Genomic DNA, 18458 nt, shown 5'->3' with positions numbered 1-18458 from the left:
GCCGCGTTTCTATGACATTGGAGTCATTAAATGGCACTGGCCCTCACCGAAGAGCACGCGGATCTGTGTGCGGTCGCTGCAGATTTCGCTTCCCGATTCGCGGATATCCGGGCAACACGAGAAATCCTTCCGGCATACGGAGCAGGTGAGCGGCCTTCCTTCTGGGATGAACTGGTAGCCAACGGGCTGCATGCACTGCATATCGGCGAAGAGCACGGAGGCCAGGGCGGAACCGTCGCGGACACCGTCATTGTGGTGGAGGAATTTGCCCGGCGGCTGGTCCCCGGTTCCTTTGCCTCCACCGTTTTCGCCAGCGCGGCCGTGGCCGCAGCGGACAACTGCAAAGCCAATACCCGCGGACTGGCCGCCTTCGCCGAGGGCGCCCAGGGCGCCGTCGTGCTTGCCGGGGGGATCAGCGGCACCGCCGGCGCCGGCGGCTGGGTTCTGCAGGGCAGCGCCCGGGTGCTCTCCCTTCTCTCCGCGGATCTTCTCGTCATCGGCTTCTCCGCCGAAGGAATCGTCCGCTTTGCCCTGGTCGATGCAGTCGCCCCCGGAATCACCAGCACTGCCGAAGCGTGCACCGACCTCACCCGCGATGCCGGAACCCTTGACCTGTCCGGCGTCGTCGTCGGGCAGGAAGCAATTCTGGAAGGTTTGAACGCCACCCGGGTGGACACCCTGCAGTCCTGCCTGCTGGCCGCAGAAGCCGCAGGCATTACCCGCTGGGCGGTGGAAGCCTCCACGGAATACGCCAAGCTGCGCGAACAGTTCGGCGCCCCGATCGGTTCCTTCCAGGCCATTAAGCACAAATGCGCCAACCTGCTCATCACGGCCGAACTCGCCGCTGCGGCAGCCTGGTCCGCCGTCGTGTCCCTGGACCAGGATGAGGACCAGCAGAAACTCGCAGCCGGAGCCGCCCTGCAGGCTGCCGTCTCCCCCTCGGTGGAAGCGGTCACCGAAGCGGTGACCATCTTCGGCGGCATTGGCTTCACCTGGGAGCATGATGCCCACCTCTACTGGCGGCGGGCGATGACGCTTGCCGCGCAGGCGCCGTCCCGGGGCGACCGCGGCGTGGCGCTGGGCAGGACCGCCCTGGGCCTGGACCGCCGCATTGACATTGAATTGCCGGATGAAGACCCGGCCTTCCGCGCCCGCATCGGCCAGCTGCTTGACCACGCCCGGACACTGACCAATGAGCACGACGGCGGCCGCTGGTACTCGCGCGGATCGCAGCGGACCTTCCTGGCCGAAGAGGGCCTCGCCGCCCCGCACTGGCCCGCACCCTACGGTTTGGGCGCCACTGCCGCCCAGCAGGTGGTCATCTCCCAGGAGTACGCCCGCCGCGGGATGACGCAGCCGTCGTCCGTAATCGGTGAATGGGCGATGCCCACCATCCTGGCCTACGGCAGCGACGCGATTAAGGAACAGTTCGCGCTGCCGACCCTGCGCGGCGAATTGATCTGGTGCCAGCTCTTCTCTGAACCGGGAGCAGGTTCGGACCTTGCCGGCCTGGCCACCCGGGCCGTCAAGGTGGACGGCGGATGGGAACTGCGGGGGCAGAAGGTCTGGACCTCCGGCGCCCATGAAGCCGACTGGGGCATCTGCCTGGCCCGCACCGATGCCGAGGTGCCCAAGCACAAGGGCCTCAGCTACTTCCTTATAGACATGCGAAGCCCCGGCGTGGACGTGCGCCCCCTGAAGCAGTCCACCGGCGACGCCGAGTTCAATGAGGTTTTCCTGGATTCGGTCTTTGTCCCCGACGCCTATCTGCTGGGTGAACCAGGCCAGGGCTGGCGCATCACTGCCATGACCCTGCAGAACGAACGGACCCAGATCTCCTCGGGTGTTTCGGTGGGCACGGAAGAAGCCCTGCGCACGCTGATCAGCCAGGGCAGCTACTTCGGCAGCGAGGAGGAGGCCCTCACCTCCCTCGGACGGATCGCGTCCGTCAGCTCCGCCATCGGGGCGCTGAACCTGCGCGAGACCCTGCGCCAGGTCAACGGCATGGCGCCCGGAGCCGGATCCTCGCTGGCCAAGGTGGCCCATGCCCGGCTGACCCGCGAGGCCGCCTCCACCGTTCTGGCCCTGGCCGGACCGGGAGCACTCTTTGCGCAGGCTCCCGGCGACGCCGTGACCGCCCAGCTTGCCGTTCCGCAGGTCCTGATCGGCGGCGGAACGGTGGAAATCCAGCTCAATGTTATTGCCGAACGCATCCTCGGCCTCCCCCGCGGCTGACGGCCCCGGGAGCACCACCCGCAGCATCCGCAGCATCCGCAGTGCAGTTACCCCGACCGCTGAGTTTCACCGAGAGGAACCGTTTCGCATGACAACGTTGACGAGCGAGACCGACAGCCCGCAGATCCTGGACCCAGCCCGCCTGCGCGAGCTTCTGGAGCCCAAGTCCATTGTGATCATCGGAGCGAACACCCGGTCCACCTGGTCCCACTTCACCTACAGCAACCTTGTGTCCGGAGGATTCGACGGCGACCTCTACCTGGTAAACCGCCGCGGTGAAGAGTGTCACGGCCAGTCCACCTTCGCCTCGATCGCGGACCTGCCGGTTACCCCTGATCTGGCGATTGTCCTCACCGGAACAGATTCACTGGCGACCATCCTCGAAGAAGCCCGGCTCAAGGGCATCCGGAACCTGATCCTCCTCGCAGCCGGACTGGGTGAGGCCGGTGCCGAGGGCGCCGCCCTGCAGGCGAGTCTGGTGCAGCGTGCCCGGGCAGCGGACCAATTGATCCTGGGACCGAACAACCTCGGTTTCCTCAACACCCACTCCAAGGTGGCCGCCTTCAGCCACATGACGCAGATGCCCATGATCAGCGGCGGTGTGGGAATCGCCACCCAGTCCGGCGCCCTGGCCATTTACCTGCTGCCGTACATGGCTTCCCGCGGCGTGGGCTGTTCCACTGCCGTGACGGTGGGCAATGAGGCAATGATCTCCGCCATTGACGTGATGAGCCTGCTCGTTGATGATCCCAACACCACGGTCATCGCCGCCTATCTGGAACAGATCTCCGACCCCGCGCAGTTCCTGGACGTGGCCAGCCGCGCCCGGGCAGCGGGCAAGCCGATCGTCGCGTTCAAGGCCGGCCGCAGCGAGGCGTCCGCGCGGGTGGCTGCCGCCCACACCGGTTCGCTGGTGGGCGATGACACCGTCATTGACGCTGCCTGCCGCCAGTACGGAGTCATTCGGGTGGAGAGCATTGAAGACCTGGTGGCCACCGCGGGCCTCATCGAGGCGTACGGAGCCCTGCCGGGACCGCGCATGGGCGTGGTGACCGGTTCCGGTGCCATGTGCGCGCTGGTGGCGGACAAGGCCGACGCCGCGGGCCTGGATTTGCCCGCGCCGCACCCGGCGACGGTGCAGGGACTGCACGACGCAGGGCTTCCAGCCTTTTCCACCGTGAACAATCCGATGGACACCACCGGGTATGTCTCGGTTGACCCGACCATCCTCACGAAGGCCGCCCAGTGTTTCATCGACGACCCGAATTACGACTTTGTGGTGGTCAACGGTTCCTGGCCGGCCACCCAGGCCATGGCGGACATGAGCCGGGCCACGCAGGATGAGATGCTCCGCCAGCTCACCTCCTCATCCAAACCGGTCATCGCGATGAGTTTCCTGCCGACCGAAGTCACCGAGTTCGGGCGGACCTTTGCCGCTGAGCACGGCTTCCCGCACGCCTCGGATTCCTTTGACCGAGGCATCCCCGCGGCAGCCCGCAGCGCGTGGTGGGGACGCCGCGCCGCTGAACTGGCGGCCGACGGTGAAACACCCGCAGCAGCACCCATCGCCAAACCTGTTGGCGCCGAAACGTGGACGGAAGTGCAGAGCGGTGCCTTCCTGCGCAGCCACGGGGTGCCGTACGTTCCGGCCACGGTGGCATCATCCGCCGAAGAAGCCGTGGCAGCCGCCGAGGACCTGGGCTACCCGGTGGTCCTGAAGATCGCGTCGGAAGATATTGCCCACAAGACCGAGGTGGGCGGCGTCCGTTTGATGCTTTCTGATGCCGACGCGGTGGCCGAGGCCTACCGGGTTATCCGCGCCTCGGTGGCCGAACTGGCGCCCGGGGCACGGATCCAGGGCGTTGCGGTATCCCCCATGCGCCCGGCCGGCACCGAAATGCTGGTGGGCGTGGTCCGGGACCCCCGCTGGGGGCTGGTCCTCGCCGTCGGGTTCGGCGGCGTCATGGTGGAACTGCTGAAGGACTCCGCCGTCCGCCTGCTGCCGGTGGGACCGGCAGAAATCCGCCGCATGCTCGAATCCCTCAAGGGCATCGATCTGCTGACCGGATTCCGCGGCAGCGAGGCCACCGACCTGGACGAACTGGCCGAAGCCATCTTCAAAATTTCCCAGGTTGCCGTGGGGCTCGGCGATGAGCTTGAAGAACTGGAGATCAATCCACTCCGGGTTTCCGGAAACCAGATCGAGGCGCTGGACGCGCTGATCCGCTGGAAGGACCGGTAGATCGGTGAGCCACGGCATAAGACGCCGGGAGGCGGTGATAACGTTGCAAATTCCGCGGGTGTCCAGCCAGGAGGCAAGTAATGGTTCGGCAATTCACACGCGAGACTACCGACCTGCCCGCCTATCAGGTGGAACGCCGGCAGCGGATCTTGGACGCCGCCAAAACCCTGCTCCGCAGCACCGATTACGAGTCCATTCAGATCCGCGATGTGGCCTCCGAGGCGAACGTAGCCCTTGGCACCCTGTATCGGTACTTCTCCTCGAAGGAGCATCTGTACGCGAACGTGGTCTACGACTGGGGCGTGCCGTTCAATTCAGCGGATCAGGGATGGCCGGCAAGCCTCGGCACCGCCGAACGGGTCGCCCATCGGCTGCGGCAGGCGGTGGCAGCCTTCTCGCGGCGGCCGAACTTCTATCAGACGATCCTCGTGCTGCGCACCTCTTCCGATCCGGAGGTGCGCGATCTGATGCAGCAGCTGGTCCTGGTCCTCGAGGAACCCTTCCGCAGCGATTTCTCCACCCTGTCTCCGGACGAGGCTGCGGACATTACCGCCATGGTGTGGGCCGTCCTTATGGATCTGGTGGGACGCCTGCTGACGGACTACTACACCCTGGCCGATGCCAACCGGGTCCTGGGCCGGTTTGTGGAAATGATCGGGTTGCGGCTGGAGCAGGTCGAAGCGCGCCGCTGACCGCGATTCTGCGCGGGGCGTTCGCATGAGCGCCCATGAACTGGACCACGTTGCCTTTGCCGTTCCCGCCTGGGGCCCCGCCGGCGAGTTGCTGAACCGGGAGCTCGGTGCGCGTTTCGTCACCGGGTTCAGCCTTCCGGCCTTCAACCCGTGCCAGCTTGCCCTCGCGGAGGACATGCGCCTGGAGCTGCTGGAACCGGGCAGCTCCCCCGCGTCCTTTATTGACCGCTTCCTCGCCGGCAACGCCGGAAACGCCGTGCCGCACCACGTCACCTTCAAAGTGCAGGATATCTTCGCGGCCATCACCCTGGCACAGGACGCCGGAATTGAACCCATCCTGGTGAACACCGAGCAGCCGCTGTGGCGGGAAGCCTTCCTGCATCCCAAAGACACCGGGCTCGGATTCCTGGTGCAGATCGTCCAGGCCCTTGAAGCGCCGGAGGACATCACCGCGGGCAACGAATTCACCGCGGACTGCCCGTGGAAGGAACACCCCGCACCGCAGGCCCGGCTGCCCGTTGTCTTTGGACAGGTCGCCGATCTGAGGCAGGCCGGCCGCGTGCTTGTCGACGTTTTGGGCGGAACAGGTCATTCGCTGCCCGTGGTCGGCGGCGGCGCCCCGGCCCGGATATTCCGGTGGCCCCAGGGCGCCGACCTGATCCTGCAGGAAACCGCCGATGCTGCCGGGCCCTCGGGCCTGAAGGCTCTGGGATTCGTGCCGGAGGGCGAGCCCTGGGCGGAACCGGGCCACCCTGCGCTGCTGGAACTGCTCGCCGGCGGGTCCTTTTATCCCGAGCTGGGAATCAAGCTGTCGTTCCTGCGCCTTCCTGCCTCCGCCCACCCCCGCTAACCGGAGTTTCCGCGCCGCACCGCCGGCCGGCGTCGCACACCAACACCGAACTTTTACACCGCTATAAAGGAGAACGATCGTATGGGACTTCGTGGAGAAGCCGCTATCCTCGGCTATTTCGAATTGCCGCCCGAACGCAAGCTGGCCCGTGACAAGACCTTCAACCTGGAGCAGTGGGCCCGCCTTTCCAAGGCGGCGCTGGACGACGCCGGACTGGACGCCACCGACGTCAACGGCATTGTGACGCCAATGATCGGGGAAGCGGACATGTTCGTGCCCTCCACCATCACCGAATACCTGGGTATCAACGCGAACTTCGCCGAGATCGTGGACCTGGGCGGCGCAGGTTCCGCGGCCGGAGTGTGGCGGGCCGCTGCAGCGGTGGAGCTGGGGCTGTGCGACGCCGTGCTGGTCACCTTCCCGGGCACCCACGACGTGCCGACGGACGCCCGCCGCCCGTTCGTGATGGACGACAAGATGTACTTCGGGGCTTCCTCCAACGCCTACGGCTCGCCGCAGGCCGAATTTGAAATCCCGTACGGCAACCTGGGACAAAACGGTCCCTACGGCCAAATCGCCAAGCGCTACGGCCACGAATTCGGCTACGACGAGCGTGCCATGGCGAAGATCGCGGTGGACCAGCGCAGCAATGCCTGTGCTACCCCGGGCGCCGTGTTCCACGGCAAGCCCATCACCATCGAGGACGTGCTGGCCTCGCCCATGGTTGCTGATCCCCTGCACATGCTGGAGATCGTGATGCCCTGCCAGGGCGGCGCCGCCGTGGTGATCGGCAACCGGGAACTGGCGGCCAAGTCCAGGAACCGTCCGGTGTGGATCAAGGGCTTCGGTGAGCGGGTTCCCTACAAGACCCCCACCTACGCCGCGGACCTGATGTATTCACCCATGATCCACGCCGCGGACCAGGCCTTCGGCATGGCCGGCATCAGCCGCTCCGAGGTGGACATGGTCTCCATCTACGACTGCTATTCGATCACCGTGCTGATGAGCCTGGAAGACGCGGGTTTCGCTGAAAAAGGCAAGGGCATGCAGTTCGTCAACGACCACGACCTGACTTTCCGCGGAGACTTCCCGATGAACACCGCCGGCGGGCAGCTTTCCTTCGGCCAGGCGGGCATCGCCGGCGGCATGCACCACGTGATCGACGGCGTACGCCAGATCATGGGGCGCGCCGGCGAGGCGCAGGTTGCGGACTGCAACCGGGCTTTTGTCACCGGCAACGGCGGCATCATGAGCGAACAAACGGCACTGATTCTCGAAGGCAACTAGGAGCACCCCCATGAGCACCGCATACACCCCGCCGGTCCTGCAGCGTCCCATGCCGGTCCCCACACCGCTGACCAAACCCTTCTGGGACGCCCTGGCCGAACACCGGGTCCGCGTCCAGTATTCGCCTTCCCTCGGCGAGTACATCTTCTACCCCCGCCCGCTGGCTCCCGGAACGCTGGCGGACGACCTGGAATGGCGCGAGATTTCCGGCGCCGGCACCCTGTACACCTACACCGTCTCCACCCGGCCCGTGGCACCGCACTTCGCCAACGAAGGCCCGCTGGTGCTCGCCGTCGTGCAGTGGGACGAAGGCCCCAAATTCTCCACCGAACTGGTCAACGTGGCCCACGAAGACATTCAGGTGGGCATGCGGGTAAAGCCCGTTTTCTGCGATTACCCGGAAGCGGGAATCACCATGCTGCGCTACGAACCGGAGAGCTGAAATGATCACCACCACTGATTTTGTCCTCCCCCCTGTCACCCTGCGCATCGGCGGCGAGACCCGCAGCACCGGCGGCGGCGTCCACTCGCACGTGGATCCGGCCACCGGGCGGGTCAACGCGCAGATTCCCCTGGCGAGTGCGGCCGACGTCGACGACGCCGTCCAGGCCGCGCACGCGGCCTTCGCCGTCTGGCGGGCCACCCCGGCAGGAACCCGGGCCAAGGCCCTGCTCAAGCTGGCGCAACTGGTGGAGGAGCACACCGAGGATTTTGTGGAGCTGGCCATCGCCGACAACGGCATCGCCCGCTCCAACGCCTACCCCACGGTGAGCGCGGCCGTGGAGTGGATCCGGTACTACGGCGGCTGGGCGGACAAGCTCCCGCTGGGCCGGATTACTTCGGTGGCCGGGGCCGGAGGGTCCTTCGGGCACACGCTGCGCCAGCCGTACGGCGTCATCGGTGCCATCATCACCTGGAACGCGCCGCTGATGTCCCTGTCCATGAAGGTCCCCGCAGCCCTGGCCGCAGGAAACACCGTGGTGGTCAAGCCCAGCGAGCTGACCCCGTTCAGCGCCATGCTCTTTGCCGATCTCGTCACTGAGGCGGGGATCCCCGACGGGGTGTTCAACGTGGTTCCCGGCGGCGCCGAAGCAGGGGCCGCCCTGGTGGAACACAAACTGGTCAAGAAAGTCACGTTCACCGGCGGCCCGGAGACGGCACGCAAAATCACTGCGGCCTGTGCACAGACCTTCAAGCCGGTGGTCCTGGAACTGGGCGGCAAATCCGCCAACCTCATCTTCGCCGACGCGGACCTCGAGGCAGCAGCCATGCACTCCACGTTCATGGCTTTTGGCATCATGAGCGGCCAGGCCTGCGCACTGCCCACCCGGCTGCTGGTGCAGGACTCCGTCTATGACTCCTTTGTGGCCACGGTCGGCGCCATTGCCTCCTCCTTCAAGACCGGAAATCCGCAGGAACCGGACACCATCTGCGGCCCGGTCATCAACGAGGCCGCCATCGACCGGATTCATGCGATGGTCACCCGTGCCCGCGACGACGGCGCCCGCCTGGTCACCGGCGGACAGCGGCTTGCCGACGAACTGGCCGACGGGTTCTATTACCCGCCGACCGTCCTGGCCGATGTGGATCCCGCCAGCGAACTGGCGCAGAAAGAAGTCTTCGGGCCGGTGCTGGCCATCACCCGCTTCAGCGACGAAGCGGAGGCCATCGCCCTTGCCAACGGCACCGAGTACGGGCTGTCCGGATACGTCTGGACCTCAGATGCACGCCGCGCCGTCCGAGTGACGGAGGCCCTGGAAACGGGCGAAGTGACCATCAACGGCGCCCCCAGCGCGGTGGCTGAACGCCCCTTCGGCGGCATCGGCCACTCCGGCAACGGCAACGAAGGCGGACTGGAGGGACTCGAAGAGTTCTTCTGGACCAAATCAGTGGCTTACGGGAACGGCTAACATCCCTCCCTGCGGCCCGGCACCAAAGACGAAGCACTGAATACCGAACACCTTTCCAAAAGATTGTCTGCTCTACCGCCGCCGGATACTTCCATCCGCGGAGGCCAACGCATTCTTTTCACCCCGAAAGGCAGGACACCGATGTCCTCCACCACACGGGCGCTCAAGCGCCCCGGCTTCGCGCCGGTAGTCATAGTCCTGGTTCTGGCTGAGATCATTTCGGCCTTCGAACTGTCCATGATGTACGTCATGCTCCCGACCCTGATCAAGGATTTCCAGGTGGACGCCAACACCGTCGCCTGGGTAGTCACCGCTTATCTGCTGGTCTCGGCTTCCGCCGCAGTGCTGGGCGGCCGCTTCGGCGACATGTACGGCCGGCGGAAGGTCATGATCATAGTCCTGGCCATCGCCGCAGTCGGTTCGCTCATCTCCCTGCTCGGCGGCTCCCTCGGCATGATTATCTTCGGCCGGGCCATTCAGGGTGTTGCCGGCGCTGTCCTGGGCCTGGCCTTCGGCCTGGCGCGCGAGCACCTGGATGAAAAGCGCGTTCCGGTCGGCATTTCAATGGTCGGCGCCTCGGCCCTCATCGCCGGAGCCGCCGGGTCCATGATTGCCGGGTTCATGATCGATCTCTTCTCCTGGCACGGCATCTTCGTCTTCGCTGCGGTCCTCGCAGTTATCGCAGCTGTGGCCATCCGTGTGGTCATCCCGAGTGACACCAACGCGGCCACCACGGACAAGCCTGATTACATTGGTGCCATCCTGCTGCCCATCGCGGTCAGCGCCCTGCTGCTGGGGCTCTCCAACAGTTCCAAGACCGGCTTCCTGTCGGTGGAGTTCCTCGGCTTGTTCGGCCTGGGCCTCGCTGCTGCTGCGGTGTGGGCGTGGTGGGAGCTGAGGGTTGAAGCGCCGATCGTGAACCTGCGGATGTTCAAGAACAAGCAGATTGCCCTGGCCATGACCGCCACGGTGTTCGCCGCCGTCGGCCCCTTGGGCGGGGTGTCGGTTCCCTCCCAGATGATCATGCAGTCCCCCGAATCGCTGGGTTACGGGCTGGGCTTCACACCCACCGAGTCGGGCGTCATCATCTGCCTTACCGCGCTTGTGGGCTTTGCTCTCTCACCGGTGGGCGGCAAGCTTGCCTTCCGGTACGGGGCGCGGATTGTGTTTATCGCAGGGCTCGTGCTCATGGCCCTGGTCCTTCCCCTCATCCTGCTCACCTACGGAAACGTGGCGATGTACGTAGTGGCGATGACGCTGAACGGCGTCGGCATTTCCCTCACCTACGGTGCGCTGCCGAACCTGCTCGTTGAGGTGGTCCCGGAAACCCACACCTCGGAAACAGCGGGCACCAACACCATGATCCGCAATGTCGGCCAGTCCGCCGCGATCGCCATCGGTGCCTTGATCCTCGCCCGGAACACGGACCCGGCAACCCAGGCCATTTCGCAGCAGGGCATCAGTGCCGCCCTGCTCCTGGTCCTGGCCTTTGCCGTGCTCTCAGTAATCATGGGGCTGATGCTCAGCCGCAGTCCCAAGCCCTGGGTGCCCGAGACGGTTGGCGAGCGCGACATTCGCCGCGGAACGGCTGCCGACCCGGAAGACATCGTTTCCGCCACCGCATAGGCACCATCCGGCGGAACGCGCCGCCGCCGGCATGCACCGCGTCCCGTACGGGGTGCATGCCGGCCCCTTATTCTCCTCAACCCGAAAGGCTGGACACCGATGTCCTCCCCTGCACGGACGCTCAAGCGCCCAGGCTTCGCTCCGGTCGTCACGGTCCTGGTCCTGGCCGAGATTGTCTCGGCCTTCGAGCTGTCCATGATGTACGTAACGCTGCCCACCCTGATTCGGGACTTCCAGGTCGACGCCAACACCGTCGCATGGGTGGTCACCGCCTACCTGCTGGTCTCTGCCTCCGCCGGAGTTCTGGGCGGGCGGTTCGGTGACCTGTACGGCCGGCGGAAGGTCATGGTCATTGCCCTGGTGGTCGCCGGAATCGGTTCGCTCGTTTCCCTGATCGGCGGCTCGCTGGGCATGATCATCCTGGGCCGCGCCATCCAGGGCGTCACCGGCGCCGTGCTGGGGCTCGCCTTTGGCCTGGCCCGCGAGCATTTGGAGGAAAAACGGGTTCCGGTGGGCATCTCCATGGTGGGCGCCTCCGCGCTCATCGCCGGTGCCGGCGGAGCCCTGATTGCCGGCTTCATGATTGACGCCTTCTCCTGGCACGGGATCTTTGTCTTCGCAGCGGTCGTGTCCGTCCTGGCCGCTGCCGGCATCAGCATGGTCATTCCCCGTGACACAGTGGTGCCCACCAGGGAACGCCCGGACTATCTGGGCGCCGTCCTGCTGCCCGTCGCCGTGAGCGCCATCCTGCTGGGGTTCTCCGGTGCCTCCAAGACCGGCTTCGCCTCCACACAGTTCATCGGCCTCATCAGCGTTGGCGTTGCCGCCACCGCAGTCTGGGCCTGGTGGGAGCTGCGGGTGGAATCGCCGATCGTGAACCTGCGGATGTTCAAAAACCGCCAGATTGCCCTGGTCATGACCGCCACGGTGCTAGCCGCCGTCGGGCCCCTGGGTGGAGGCAACGTCCCCGCGCAAATGATCATGCAGGCCCCCACCTCGCTGGGCTACGGACTGGGGTTCTCCCCGACCGGAGCAGGCGTCCTGATCAGCTCCACCCTGCTGGTGGGCTATTTGTTCTCTCCCCTGGGCGGCAAACTCGCCTTCCGCTACGGCGCCCGCACCGTGTTCATCGCCGGCCTGGCGCTGGTGGCACTGGTGATCCCGATGATTCTGCTGACCTACGGAAGCACGGTGCTGTTCTTCATCGCCATGGTCCTGAACAGCACCGGCATTTCGCTGGCCTACGGCGCTCTGCCGAACCTGCTGATTGAAGTGGTGCCGGAAACCCACACCTCCGAAACCGCGGGAACCAACACCATGATCCGCAACGTGGGCCAGTCCGCCGCCGTCGCCATCGGCGCCTATATCCTGGCCAGCCACACGGACCCGGCCAGCGCTGCCGTTGCCCAGGAGGGCATCAGCGCCGCCTTCATTTTCGTGTTTATTTTTGCCGCGCTGTCCGTCGCGGTGGCGCTGATGCTGCGCCGGTCTCCCGCACAATGGGTTCCCGAGACGCCCGGTGAACGCGACATCCGCCGCGGCACCGTGCGCAGCGCTGACGAGACTCTTTCCTCGCCGTTCTAACCGCAGTGGGTGAAGGATCCAGCCCGGACCCCGGACAACCCGAGAACTTTTGAAAGGCAACACCATGACCATCCATATTGCCAACATCGGAAAAACATCAGAGGGCGCCCCCGTCTCCTGGGAGTCCAAGGACGCGCTCCTCTATGCGCTCAGTGTGGGTGCGGGAGCCCTGGACCAAACAGCCAACCTCGCCTTCACCACGGAAAACTCCCGCGGTGTCCAACAAAGCGTGCTCCCGACCTTCGCTGTCCTCCTGGGCAATTCTTCCCTGCCCATGGACCAGCTCGGAGACTTCAGGCTCTCCCAGATCCTGCACGGCGGACAGACCGTGACCGTCCACCGCTCCCTGGAACCGTCCGGGACCGTGATTCCGGTCAGCTTCATGAGCGCGGTTTACGACAAGGGCAAGAACGCCGTCATCGAGGTCACCACCCATCTGCTCGACCCCGAAACCCGCGACACCGCTGCCACCTCGGTGACGTCCATGATCATTCGCGGCGAGGGCGGCTTCGGATCGGAGCCGGCGCCGCGGGACGGATGGGAGCTGCCCGAGCGCCCCGCCGATTTCATCAGCACGCAAAGGACCGCCCTGGACCAGGCGCTGCTGTACCGGCTCAACGGGGACCGCAATCCGCTGCATTCGGATCCGGCCATGGCTGCCCTGATCGGCTTTGAGAAACCGATCCTGCACGGACTGTGCACCATGGGATTTGCCGGACGAACAGTGCTGGAAGCCGTGTCCGGTTCGGATGCGGACGTCTTCGGATCGCTCAGTGTCCGCTTTGCTTCGCCGGTGATTCCGGGCGATGAGCTGACCACAAGCATCTGGACGACGGAGTCCGGCGCCCTGTTTCAGGTGCGGGTGGGCGAGACCGTGGTCCTGGACCGGGGAACGTATCTTCGCCGCGACGCGCTGGGCACGGGGGAAGTCACCGCGGAAACCGCGGGGGAAGTCCGGCAGGAAGGTCTGCATACCGAGGGGGCGCTGGCCTAACGTCCCTGCACCACGGCCCATGGCCGGGGCGCTGCCCTGAGCGGGCGGCACCCCGGCCGGTTTGTTTCAGGTTTCGCTATTCCTGGCAGCCGTCGGGGCAGCGCAGGGTGGACGGGCCCGAGGCGCAGTCCGCGCAGTACAGGGTGAGCTTGCGGCAGGAGGGGTTGGAGCAGTTCTCGAACTTGCTGGTGGGCGCCTGGCAACGCACGCACTGTCCGATCGTGACGGCGTCGGGCGTAAATTCCGTGTGCATCCGCTTGTCGAACACGTACAGGGAGCCTTCCCAGAGTCCCTTGTCACCGTAGGCTTCGCCGTAGCGGACAATCCCGCCCTGCATCTGGTAGACCTCTTTGAATCCGCGGTTGACCATCAGCGAGGACAATACCTCGCACCGGATGCCGCCGGTGCAGTAGGTGACCACGGGCTTGTCCTTGAGGTCGTCATATTTGCCCGAGTCCAGTTCGGCAATGAAGTCGTGCGTGGTCGCAACATCGGGAACCACGGCACCCTTGAACTTGCCGATCTGGGCTTCAAAGGCGTTCCGCCCGTCAAAGAAGACCACTTCCTCGCCGCCGGCCTTCTTTTCTTCCACGAGCTCGTGCAGCTGCTCTGGCCGCAGGTGCGTGCCGCCGCCCACCACGCCGTTCTCGTCCACCAACAGTTCGCCGGGGGCGCCGAAGCTGACGATTTCCTTGCGCACCTTGATGCTCAGCCGCGGGAAGTCATCGGCTCCGCCCTCGGAGTACTTGATGTCCATCTTCTTGAACGCCGGATACTCGCGGGTGGCCTTCACATAGGCCTTCACGGCGTCGAGCTCACCGCCCACGGTTCCGTTGATGCCGTCCGGAGAGATGAGGATCCGCCCGCGCAGTCCCAGTTTTTCGCAGAGGGCACGCTGCCACAGGCGCACAGCCTCCGGATCGGGAAGGGGCGTAAAGGCGTAATACAGAGCAATTCGGTTCAAAGCCACTCATCAAGGGTAGACCGAGGTGAGAGCTGCAATTTCATCAGCATGCATACCGTTCGCCTGCCTGCGCCGTTAGTGTTCATTCATGAGAGTGCTGAACGACGATTTGCTGGAAACCTGGGTCACCGGATGGGCGCGCGCCCGGGGCTACCAAACCCGCAAGGAGGGCCGTTTTCCTGCGGCCCTCCTGCATGACAAGACGAACGACTGGGAGTACTTCGCGCTCGAGCCCTCTAATGACGAGTTTGCGGCGCTTGCCTCCTCAGCGCGGAAGAGTCCGGGGCGCCTCTTCACCATCGTCACCGGACAGATGAATGAATTCGACGGCGCGGCCCGTGTCTACGGACTGAACCTCCGGTCCGTGGATGAGGTTTTCATGACTCTGGACATGAGCGGCCAGGACATCGAAGATCCGCTCCCGCTGGACGGGTTCGAGGCTGAAACAGTCCGCAGCGGAGAAGTGGGAACTGTCACTGTGACTTTCAACGGCGAGCCCGCGGCGCACGGCAGCGTGGCCATGGTCGAGGGATACGCGGTGTATGACCGGATTGTCACCGAACCGGATTTCCGCCGCCGCGGGCTGGGCAGCTATGTGATGCGCGCGCTGACGGCGGTGGCATTGGAGCACGACGTCGACGCCGGGCTGCTGGTGGCCACCGTGGACGGGCTGGGCCTGTACACCTATCTGGGCTGGGAAAACCTGGCCAGCGTGGTGATGTTTGAACCGCGGCTCTGAACCGGCGTGTTTGGCCTGCTTGGGCGCGGGCAACGCGGGTTCAGCCTGAAGCTGAGCGGCCGCGTTTGGCTGCGGCCTCCCGGACATCCGGTGGGAGAATTGCACAGTGGCCCTACATGATTCCCTGATTCCCCTGCTCGGCTCCGGCGCCGACCCGGAACAGCTGGTGCATGTCCACGAAATTCCTGCCCGCCAGGCCGTGCCGGTGCCCTGGCCGGACTGGGCACATCCCGACGTCGTTGGCGCCTACGCCAAGGTGGGCGTCTCTGAACCGTGGCGCCATCAGATCGAGGCCGCAGAAGCTGCCCACTCCGGGCAGCACACGATTATTTCCACCGGCACCGCGTCCGGAAAGTCCATGGCGTACCTGCTGCCGGTGCTGGATGAAATCCACCGCACGGCACTGGATGACCGGGTCACGCTCGAGCCGACCGGTTCGGTGGCCCTGTATCTGGCACCCACCAAGGCTCTGGCCGCCGATCAGCTTTCCGCCGTGAACGCACTGCAGCTTCCCACGGTGCGTGCTGAAACGTACGACGGCGACACGGACACCGGTGCGCGGCGCTGGATCCGGGACCACGCCAACCTGGTGCTGGCCAACCCCGACATGCTGCATTTTGGCGTGCTCCCCAATCACGCCTGGTGGGCGCGGTTCTTCCGCCGGCTCAAGTACGTCATCATCGACGAGGCCCACAGCTACCGCGGTGTCTTCGGTTCGAATGTTGCCAACCTCATGCGCCGGCTGCGCCGGATCTGCCGCTATTACGGCGCCAACCCGGTGTTCATCGGCGCCTCCGCCACCTCCGCGGACCCGGCCTCCTCCTTCGGCCGGCTGATCGGCGACGAGGTCACCGCCGTCACCCGCGATGCCTCCCCGCACGGTGCCACCACCGTGGCACTCTGGGAGCCGCAGCTCACCGAGCTCAAGGGTGAGAACGGAGTACGCTCCCGCCGGACGGTCATTGCCGAAACCTCCGATCTGCTGGCGAACCTGGTGGCCGCCCAGGTCCGGACCATCGCCTTCATCAAGTCCCGCCGCGGCGCCGAGACCATTGCCACCATCACCCGGCGGCTCCTGGACGAGGTGCACCCGTCGCTGCCGGACCGGGTGGCCGCGTACCGGTCCGGCTATCTGCCCGAGGAGCGGCGTGAGCTGGAACGCCGTCTGCGCAGCGGCGAACTGCTGGGGATTTCCAGCACCTCCGCCCTGGAGCTGGGTATTGATATCTCCGGGCTCGACGCCGTGCTGGTAGCAGGCTGGCCCGGCACCCGGGCTTCCCTGTTCCAGCAGATTGGCCGTGCCGGCCGCTCCGGACAGGATGCGCTGGCGGCGTTTGTGGCCAGCGATGACCCGCTGGACACGTACCTGGTGCACCATCCGGAGGCGATCTTCGACATTTCAGTGGAAGCCACCGTCTTCGACCCCTCCAATCCCTATGTGCTGGGCCCGCACCTCTGTGCTGCAGCAGCTGAAATCCCGCTGACTCCCGATGAACGGGAACTGTTCGGTCCTACTGCTGCGGGCCTGCTCGATCAGCTGGTGGACCAGGGATACCTGCGCCGGCGGCCCTCGGGCTGGTTCTGGACGCATGCTGAAAGCGCCGCCTCGATGGTGAATCTGCGGGCGGACGGCGGCGGGCCCATCAACATCGTGGAGTCGGACACCGGCATGCTGCTGGGCACCATGGACTCGCCGCAGAGCCAGTATCAGGCCCATACCGGCGCGGTCTACGTGCACCAGGGACAGACTTTCCTGGTGGACGAACTCAACGAGGCCGACCACTGCGCCATGGTCACCCGCGGCAACCCCGAGTTCTACACCCAGGCCCGGGACATCACCCAGATCCAGGTGCTCGAAACGGAACGGACCTCGCACTGGGGGGAAATCCAGGTCTGCTTCGGCACCGTCAAGGTCACCACCCAGGTTGTCTCCTTCCAGCGAAAGGCCCTGATCTCCAACGAGATCCTGGGCGAGGAGCCGCTGGAGCTGGAGGCCAAGGAACTGTTCACCAAGGCGGTGTGGTTTGTCATCGACGAGCACCTGCTCACCGGTGCGGGCCTGATTCCGGCCGACTTCCCCGGCGCCCTGCACGCGGCCGAGCATGCATCCATCGGAATGCTGCCGCTGATCGCGACCTCCGACCGGTGGGACATTGGCGGTGTTTCCACGGCGCTGCACGCCGACACTGAGAAGCCCACCATCTTTGTGTACGACGGTCACCCCGGTGGTGCCGGCTTCGCCGAACGGGCCTACGAAGCGGCCGAGCTGTGGCTGACCGCCACTCGGGATGCCATCAGGGCCTGCGAGTGCGAGCGCGGCTGCCCCTCCTGCGTGCAGTCGCCCAAGTGCGGAAACAAGAACAATCCGCTGTCCAAATCCGGTGCGGTGACCCTGCTGCAGGTGCTGCTGGACAACGCCCGCAACAGGGAAACCGAACCCGGCCGGCGGCTGGATCCTGCTGCCGCCTCCGCCGCCCCGCCCACTGACTGATTCCGAACCGCGGAACATCATCGGTGACGCCCGGCCACGCCGTGTCACGGCGGCGGACCTGCCCTGGCATGACCGGTGGCAGAACCCATGAGCAGGGGAACCGGCACCTGGGTTTCCACCTGCACGCTCTTCTCACCGGCGGTTACCGTGCAGCCGGACAGCACGGCACCGTTGCGTCCGGCGACCTCCCCGGCCACCAGGCACGGGTCTCCCACCCGGAGTTCCCGCACGGCGTCTGCGGCCGCCAGCGCCGCCAGATCCGCGGCGGTGGCAGCCCGGCTGGCTGCCACTGAAGTCTGCAGCAACAGCAGGACCGTGCCGCAGAGGATCAGCAGCAGCAAACCTGTTCCAAGCATCAGCACGGTGCCCGCACCCTGCTCGGAGTTACCTCCTTTCCCGGTTAGGGCCTGAGCCCTCTCCTTACCCACGGCAGATTCCTTCCTGCTGGTTGTTCTGCTGGACGTCTACTTGCCCGGCGGCAGGGACTCCGGAAGTGCCGAGGCTGAGGCGGTCAGCTCGAGCGGCAGCCGGTCCAGCAGCGGCGCCGAGACGGACGAAATGACTTCCACCCGGGCCCATTCGCCGTCGGCCGAGACCGTTACCTGTGCTCCGTCTCCCGCGATTCGACGGGCCGCCGCTTCCGCTTCCACAGTGCTGCCGCGCATGACTTCACGGGCTGCAGCACGCGCTGCCTCCTCGACGCGGAGCTGGGTCGCCCCCGCAGCCACACCGGTCAGTACTGCGGCCAGCAGCAGCGCCACTGCGGGCAGGCCGACTGCCAACTCGGCGGTTACCGCGCCCCGGTCAGAGGCAGCAGAAGCAGCCGGATCCGTCCGCATCGCGG

At 65.8% G+C, this 18458-nt stretch carries 15 protein-coding genes; 12 read left to right on the top strand and 3 right to left on the bottom strand.

The window, feature by feature from the left end; translation table 11 throughout:
- Window positions 1–30: 30 nt before the first annotated feature.
- From AC4D2W_RS07300 to AC4D2W_RS07255, 10 genes are all read left to right on the top strand, one after another.
- Window positions 31–2235, top strand: a complete 2205-nt coding sequence (locus tag AC4D2W_RS07300; RefSeq protein ID WP_490926258.1) for an acyl-CoA dehydrogenase family protein — start codon at window positions 31–33, stop codon at window positions 2233–2235.
- An 88-nt stretch (window positions 2236–2323) separates the two neighbouring features.
- Window positions 2324–4477: an acetate--CoA ligase family protein gene (locus AC4D2W_RS07295; RefSeq protein WP_490926257.1), complete on the top strand. Its 2154-nt coding sequence runs from the start codon at window positions 2324–2326 to the stop codon at window positions 4475–4477.
- Window positions 4478–4557: 80 nt separating this feature from the next.
- Window positions 4558–5169, top strand: coding sequence for a TetR/AcrR family transcriptional regulator (locus AC4D2W_RS07290; protein ID WP_490926256.1), 612 nt, complete (start codon window positions 4558–4560; stop codon window positions 5167–5169).
- Between the two features lie 25 nt (window positions 5170–5194).
- Complete coding sequence (locus AC4D2W_RS07285; RefSeq protein ID WP_490926255.1) at window positions 5195–6019, top strand: VOC family protein; 825 nt, start codon at window positions 5195–5197, stop codon at window positions 6017–6019.
- 81 nt (window positions 6020–6100) lie between these two features.
- Complete coding sequence (locus AC4D2W_RS07280) at window positions 6101–7306, top strand: thiolase family protein (RefSeq protein WP_490926254.1); 1206 nt, start codon at window positions 6101–6103, stop codon at window positions 7304–7306.
- Window positions 7307–7316: 10 nt separating this feature from the next.
- The gene (locus AC4D2W_RS07275) at window positions 7317–7748 is read left to right on the top strand and encodes a Zn-ribbon domain-containing OB-fold protein (protein ID WP_490926253.1); all 432 of its coding nucleotides are present in this window, start codon (window positions 7317–7319) and stop codon (window positions 7746–7748) included.
- A gap of 1 nt (window position 7749) precedes the next feature.
- Window positions 7750–9216: an aldehyde dehydrogenase family protein gene (locus AC4D2W_RS07270; RefSeq protein WP_490926252.1), complete on the top strand. Its 1467-nt coding sequence runs from the start codon at window positions 7750–7752 to the stop codon at window positions 9214–9216.
- A 141-nt stretch (window positions 9217–9357) separates the two neighbouring features.
- Window positions 9358–10842, top strand: coding sequence for an MFS transporter (locus AC4D2W_RS07265; RefSeq protein WP_490926250.1), 1485 nt, complete (start codon window positions 9358–9360; stop codon window positions 10840–10842).
- 99 nt (window positions 10843–10941) lie between these two features.
- On the top strand, window positions 10942–12426 hold the full coding sequence (locus AC4D2W_RS07260) for an MFS transporter (protein WP_490926249.1): 1485 nt from the start codon (window positions 10942–10944) through the stop codon (window positions 12424–12426).
- 64 nt (window positions 12427–12490) lie between these two features.
- The gene (locus AC4D2W_RS07255) at window positions 12491–13420 is read left to right on the top strand and encodes a MaoC/PaaZ C-terminal domain-containing protein (RefSeq protein WP_490926248.1); all 930 of its coding nucleotides are present in this window, start codon (window positions 12491–12493) and stop codon (window positions 13418–13420) included.
- 76 nt (window positions 13421–13496) lie between these two features.
- Here AC4D2W_RS07255 and trhO read toward each other — a convergent pair whose 3' ends face one another.
- Complete coding sequence (gene trhO / locus AC4D2W_RS07250; protein WP_490926247.1) at window positions 13497–14390, bottom strand: oxygen-dependent tRNA uridine(34) hydroxylase TrhO; 894 nt, start codon at window positions 14388–14390, stop codon at window positions 13497–13499.
- Window positions 14391–14472: 82 nt separating this feature from the next.
- On the opposite strand from trhO, the gene AC4D2W_RS07245 reads away from it, so the two are divergent.
- Both AC4D2W_RS07245 and AC4D2W_RS07240 read left to right on the top strand, forming a co-directional pair.
- Window positions 14473–15123 (top strand): GNAT family N-acetyltransferase, encoded by a 651-nt coding sequence (locus tag AC4D2W_RS07245; protein WP_490926246.1) that lies wholly within the window; start codon window positions 14473–14475, stop codon window positions 15121–15123.
- Between the two features lie 106 nt (window positions 15124–15229).
- Complete coding sequence (locus tag AC4D2W_RS07240) at window positions 15230–17614, top strand: DEAD/DEAH box helicase (RefSeq protein ID WP_490926245.1); 2385 nt, start codon at window positions 15230–15232, stop codon at window positions 17612–17614.
- A 44-nt stretch (window positions 17615–17658) separates the two neighbouring features.
- Here the strand turns inward: AC4D2W_RS07240 and AC4D2W_RS07235 are convergent, their stop codons facing one another.
- Both AC4D2W_RS07235 and AC4D2W_RS07230 read right to left on the bottom strand, forming a co-directional pair.
- The gene (locus AC4D2W_RS07235; protein WP_490926244.1) at window positions 17659–18042 is read right to left on the bottom strand and encodes an Rv3654c family TadE-like protein; all 384 of its coding nucleotides are present in this window, start codon (window positions 18040–18042) and stop codon (window positions 17659–17661) included.
- 36 nt (window positions 18043–18078) lie between these two features.
- Window positions 18079–18453, bottom strand: coding sequence for a TadE family type IV pilus minor pilin (locus AC4D2W_RS07230; protein ID WP_490926243.1), 375 nt, complete (start codon window positions 18451–18453; stop codon window positions 18079–18081).
- Window positions 18454–18458: the final 5 nt, after the last annotated feature.

The organism is Arthrobacter sp. TJ-58, assembly GCF_058269295.1.
Note: the sequence above shows the minus strand (reverse complement) of the source record. Positions and strands in the feature narration are given on the sequence as shown.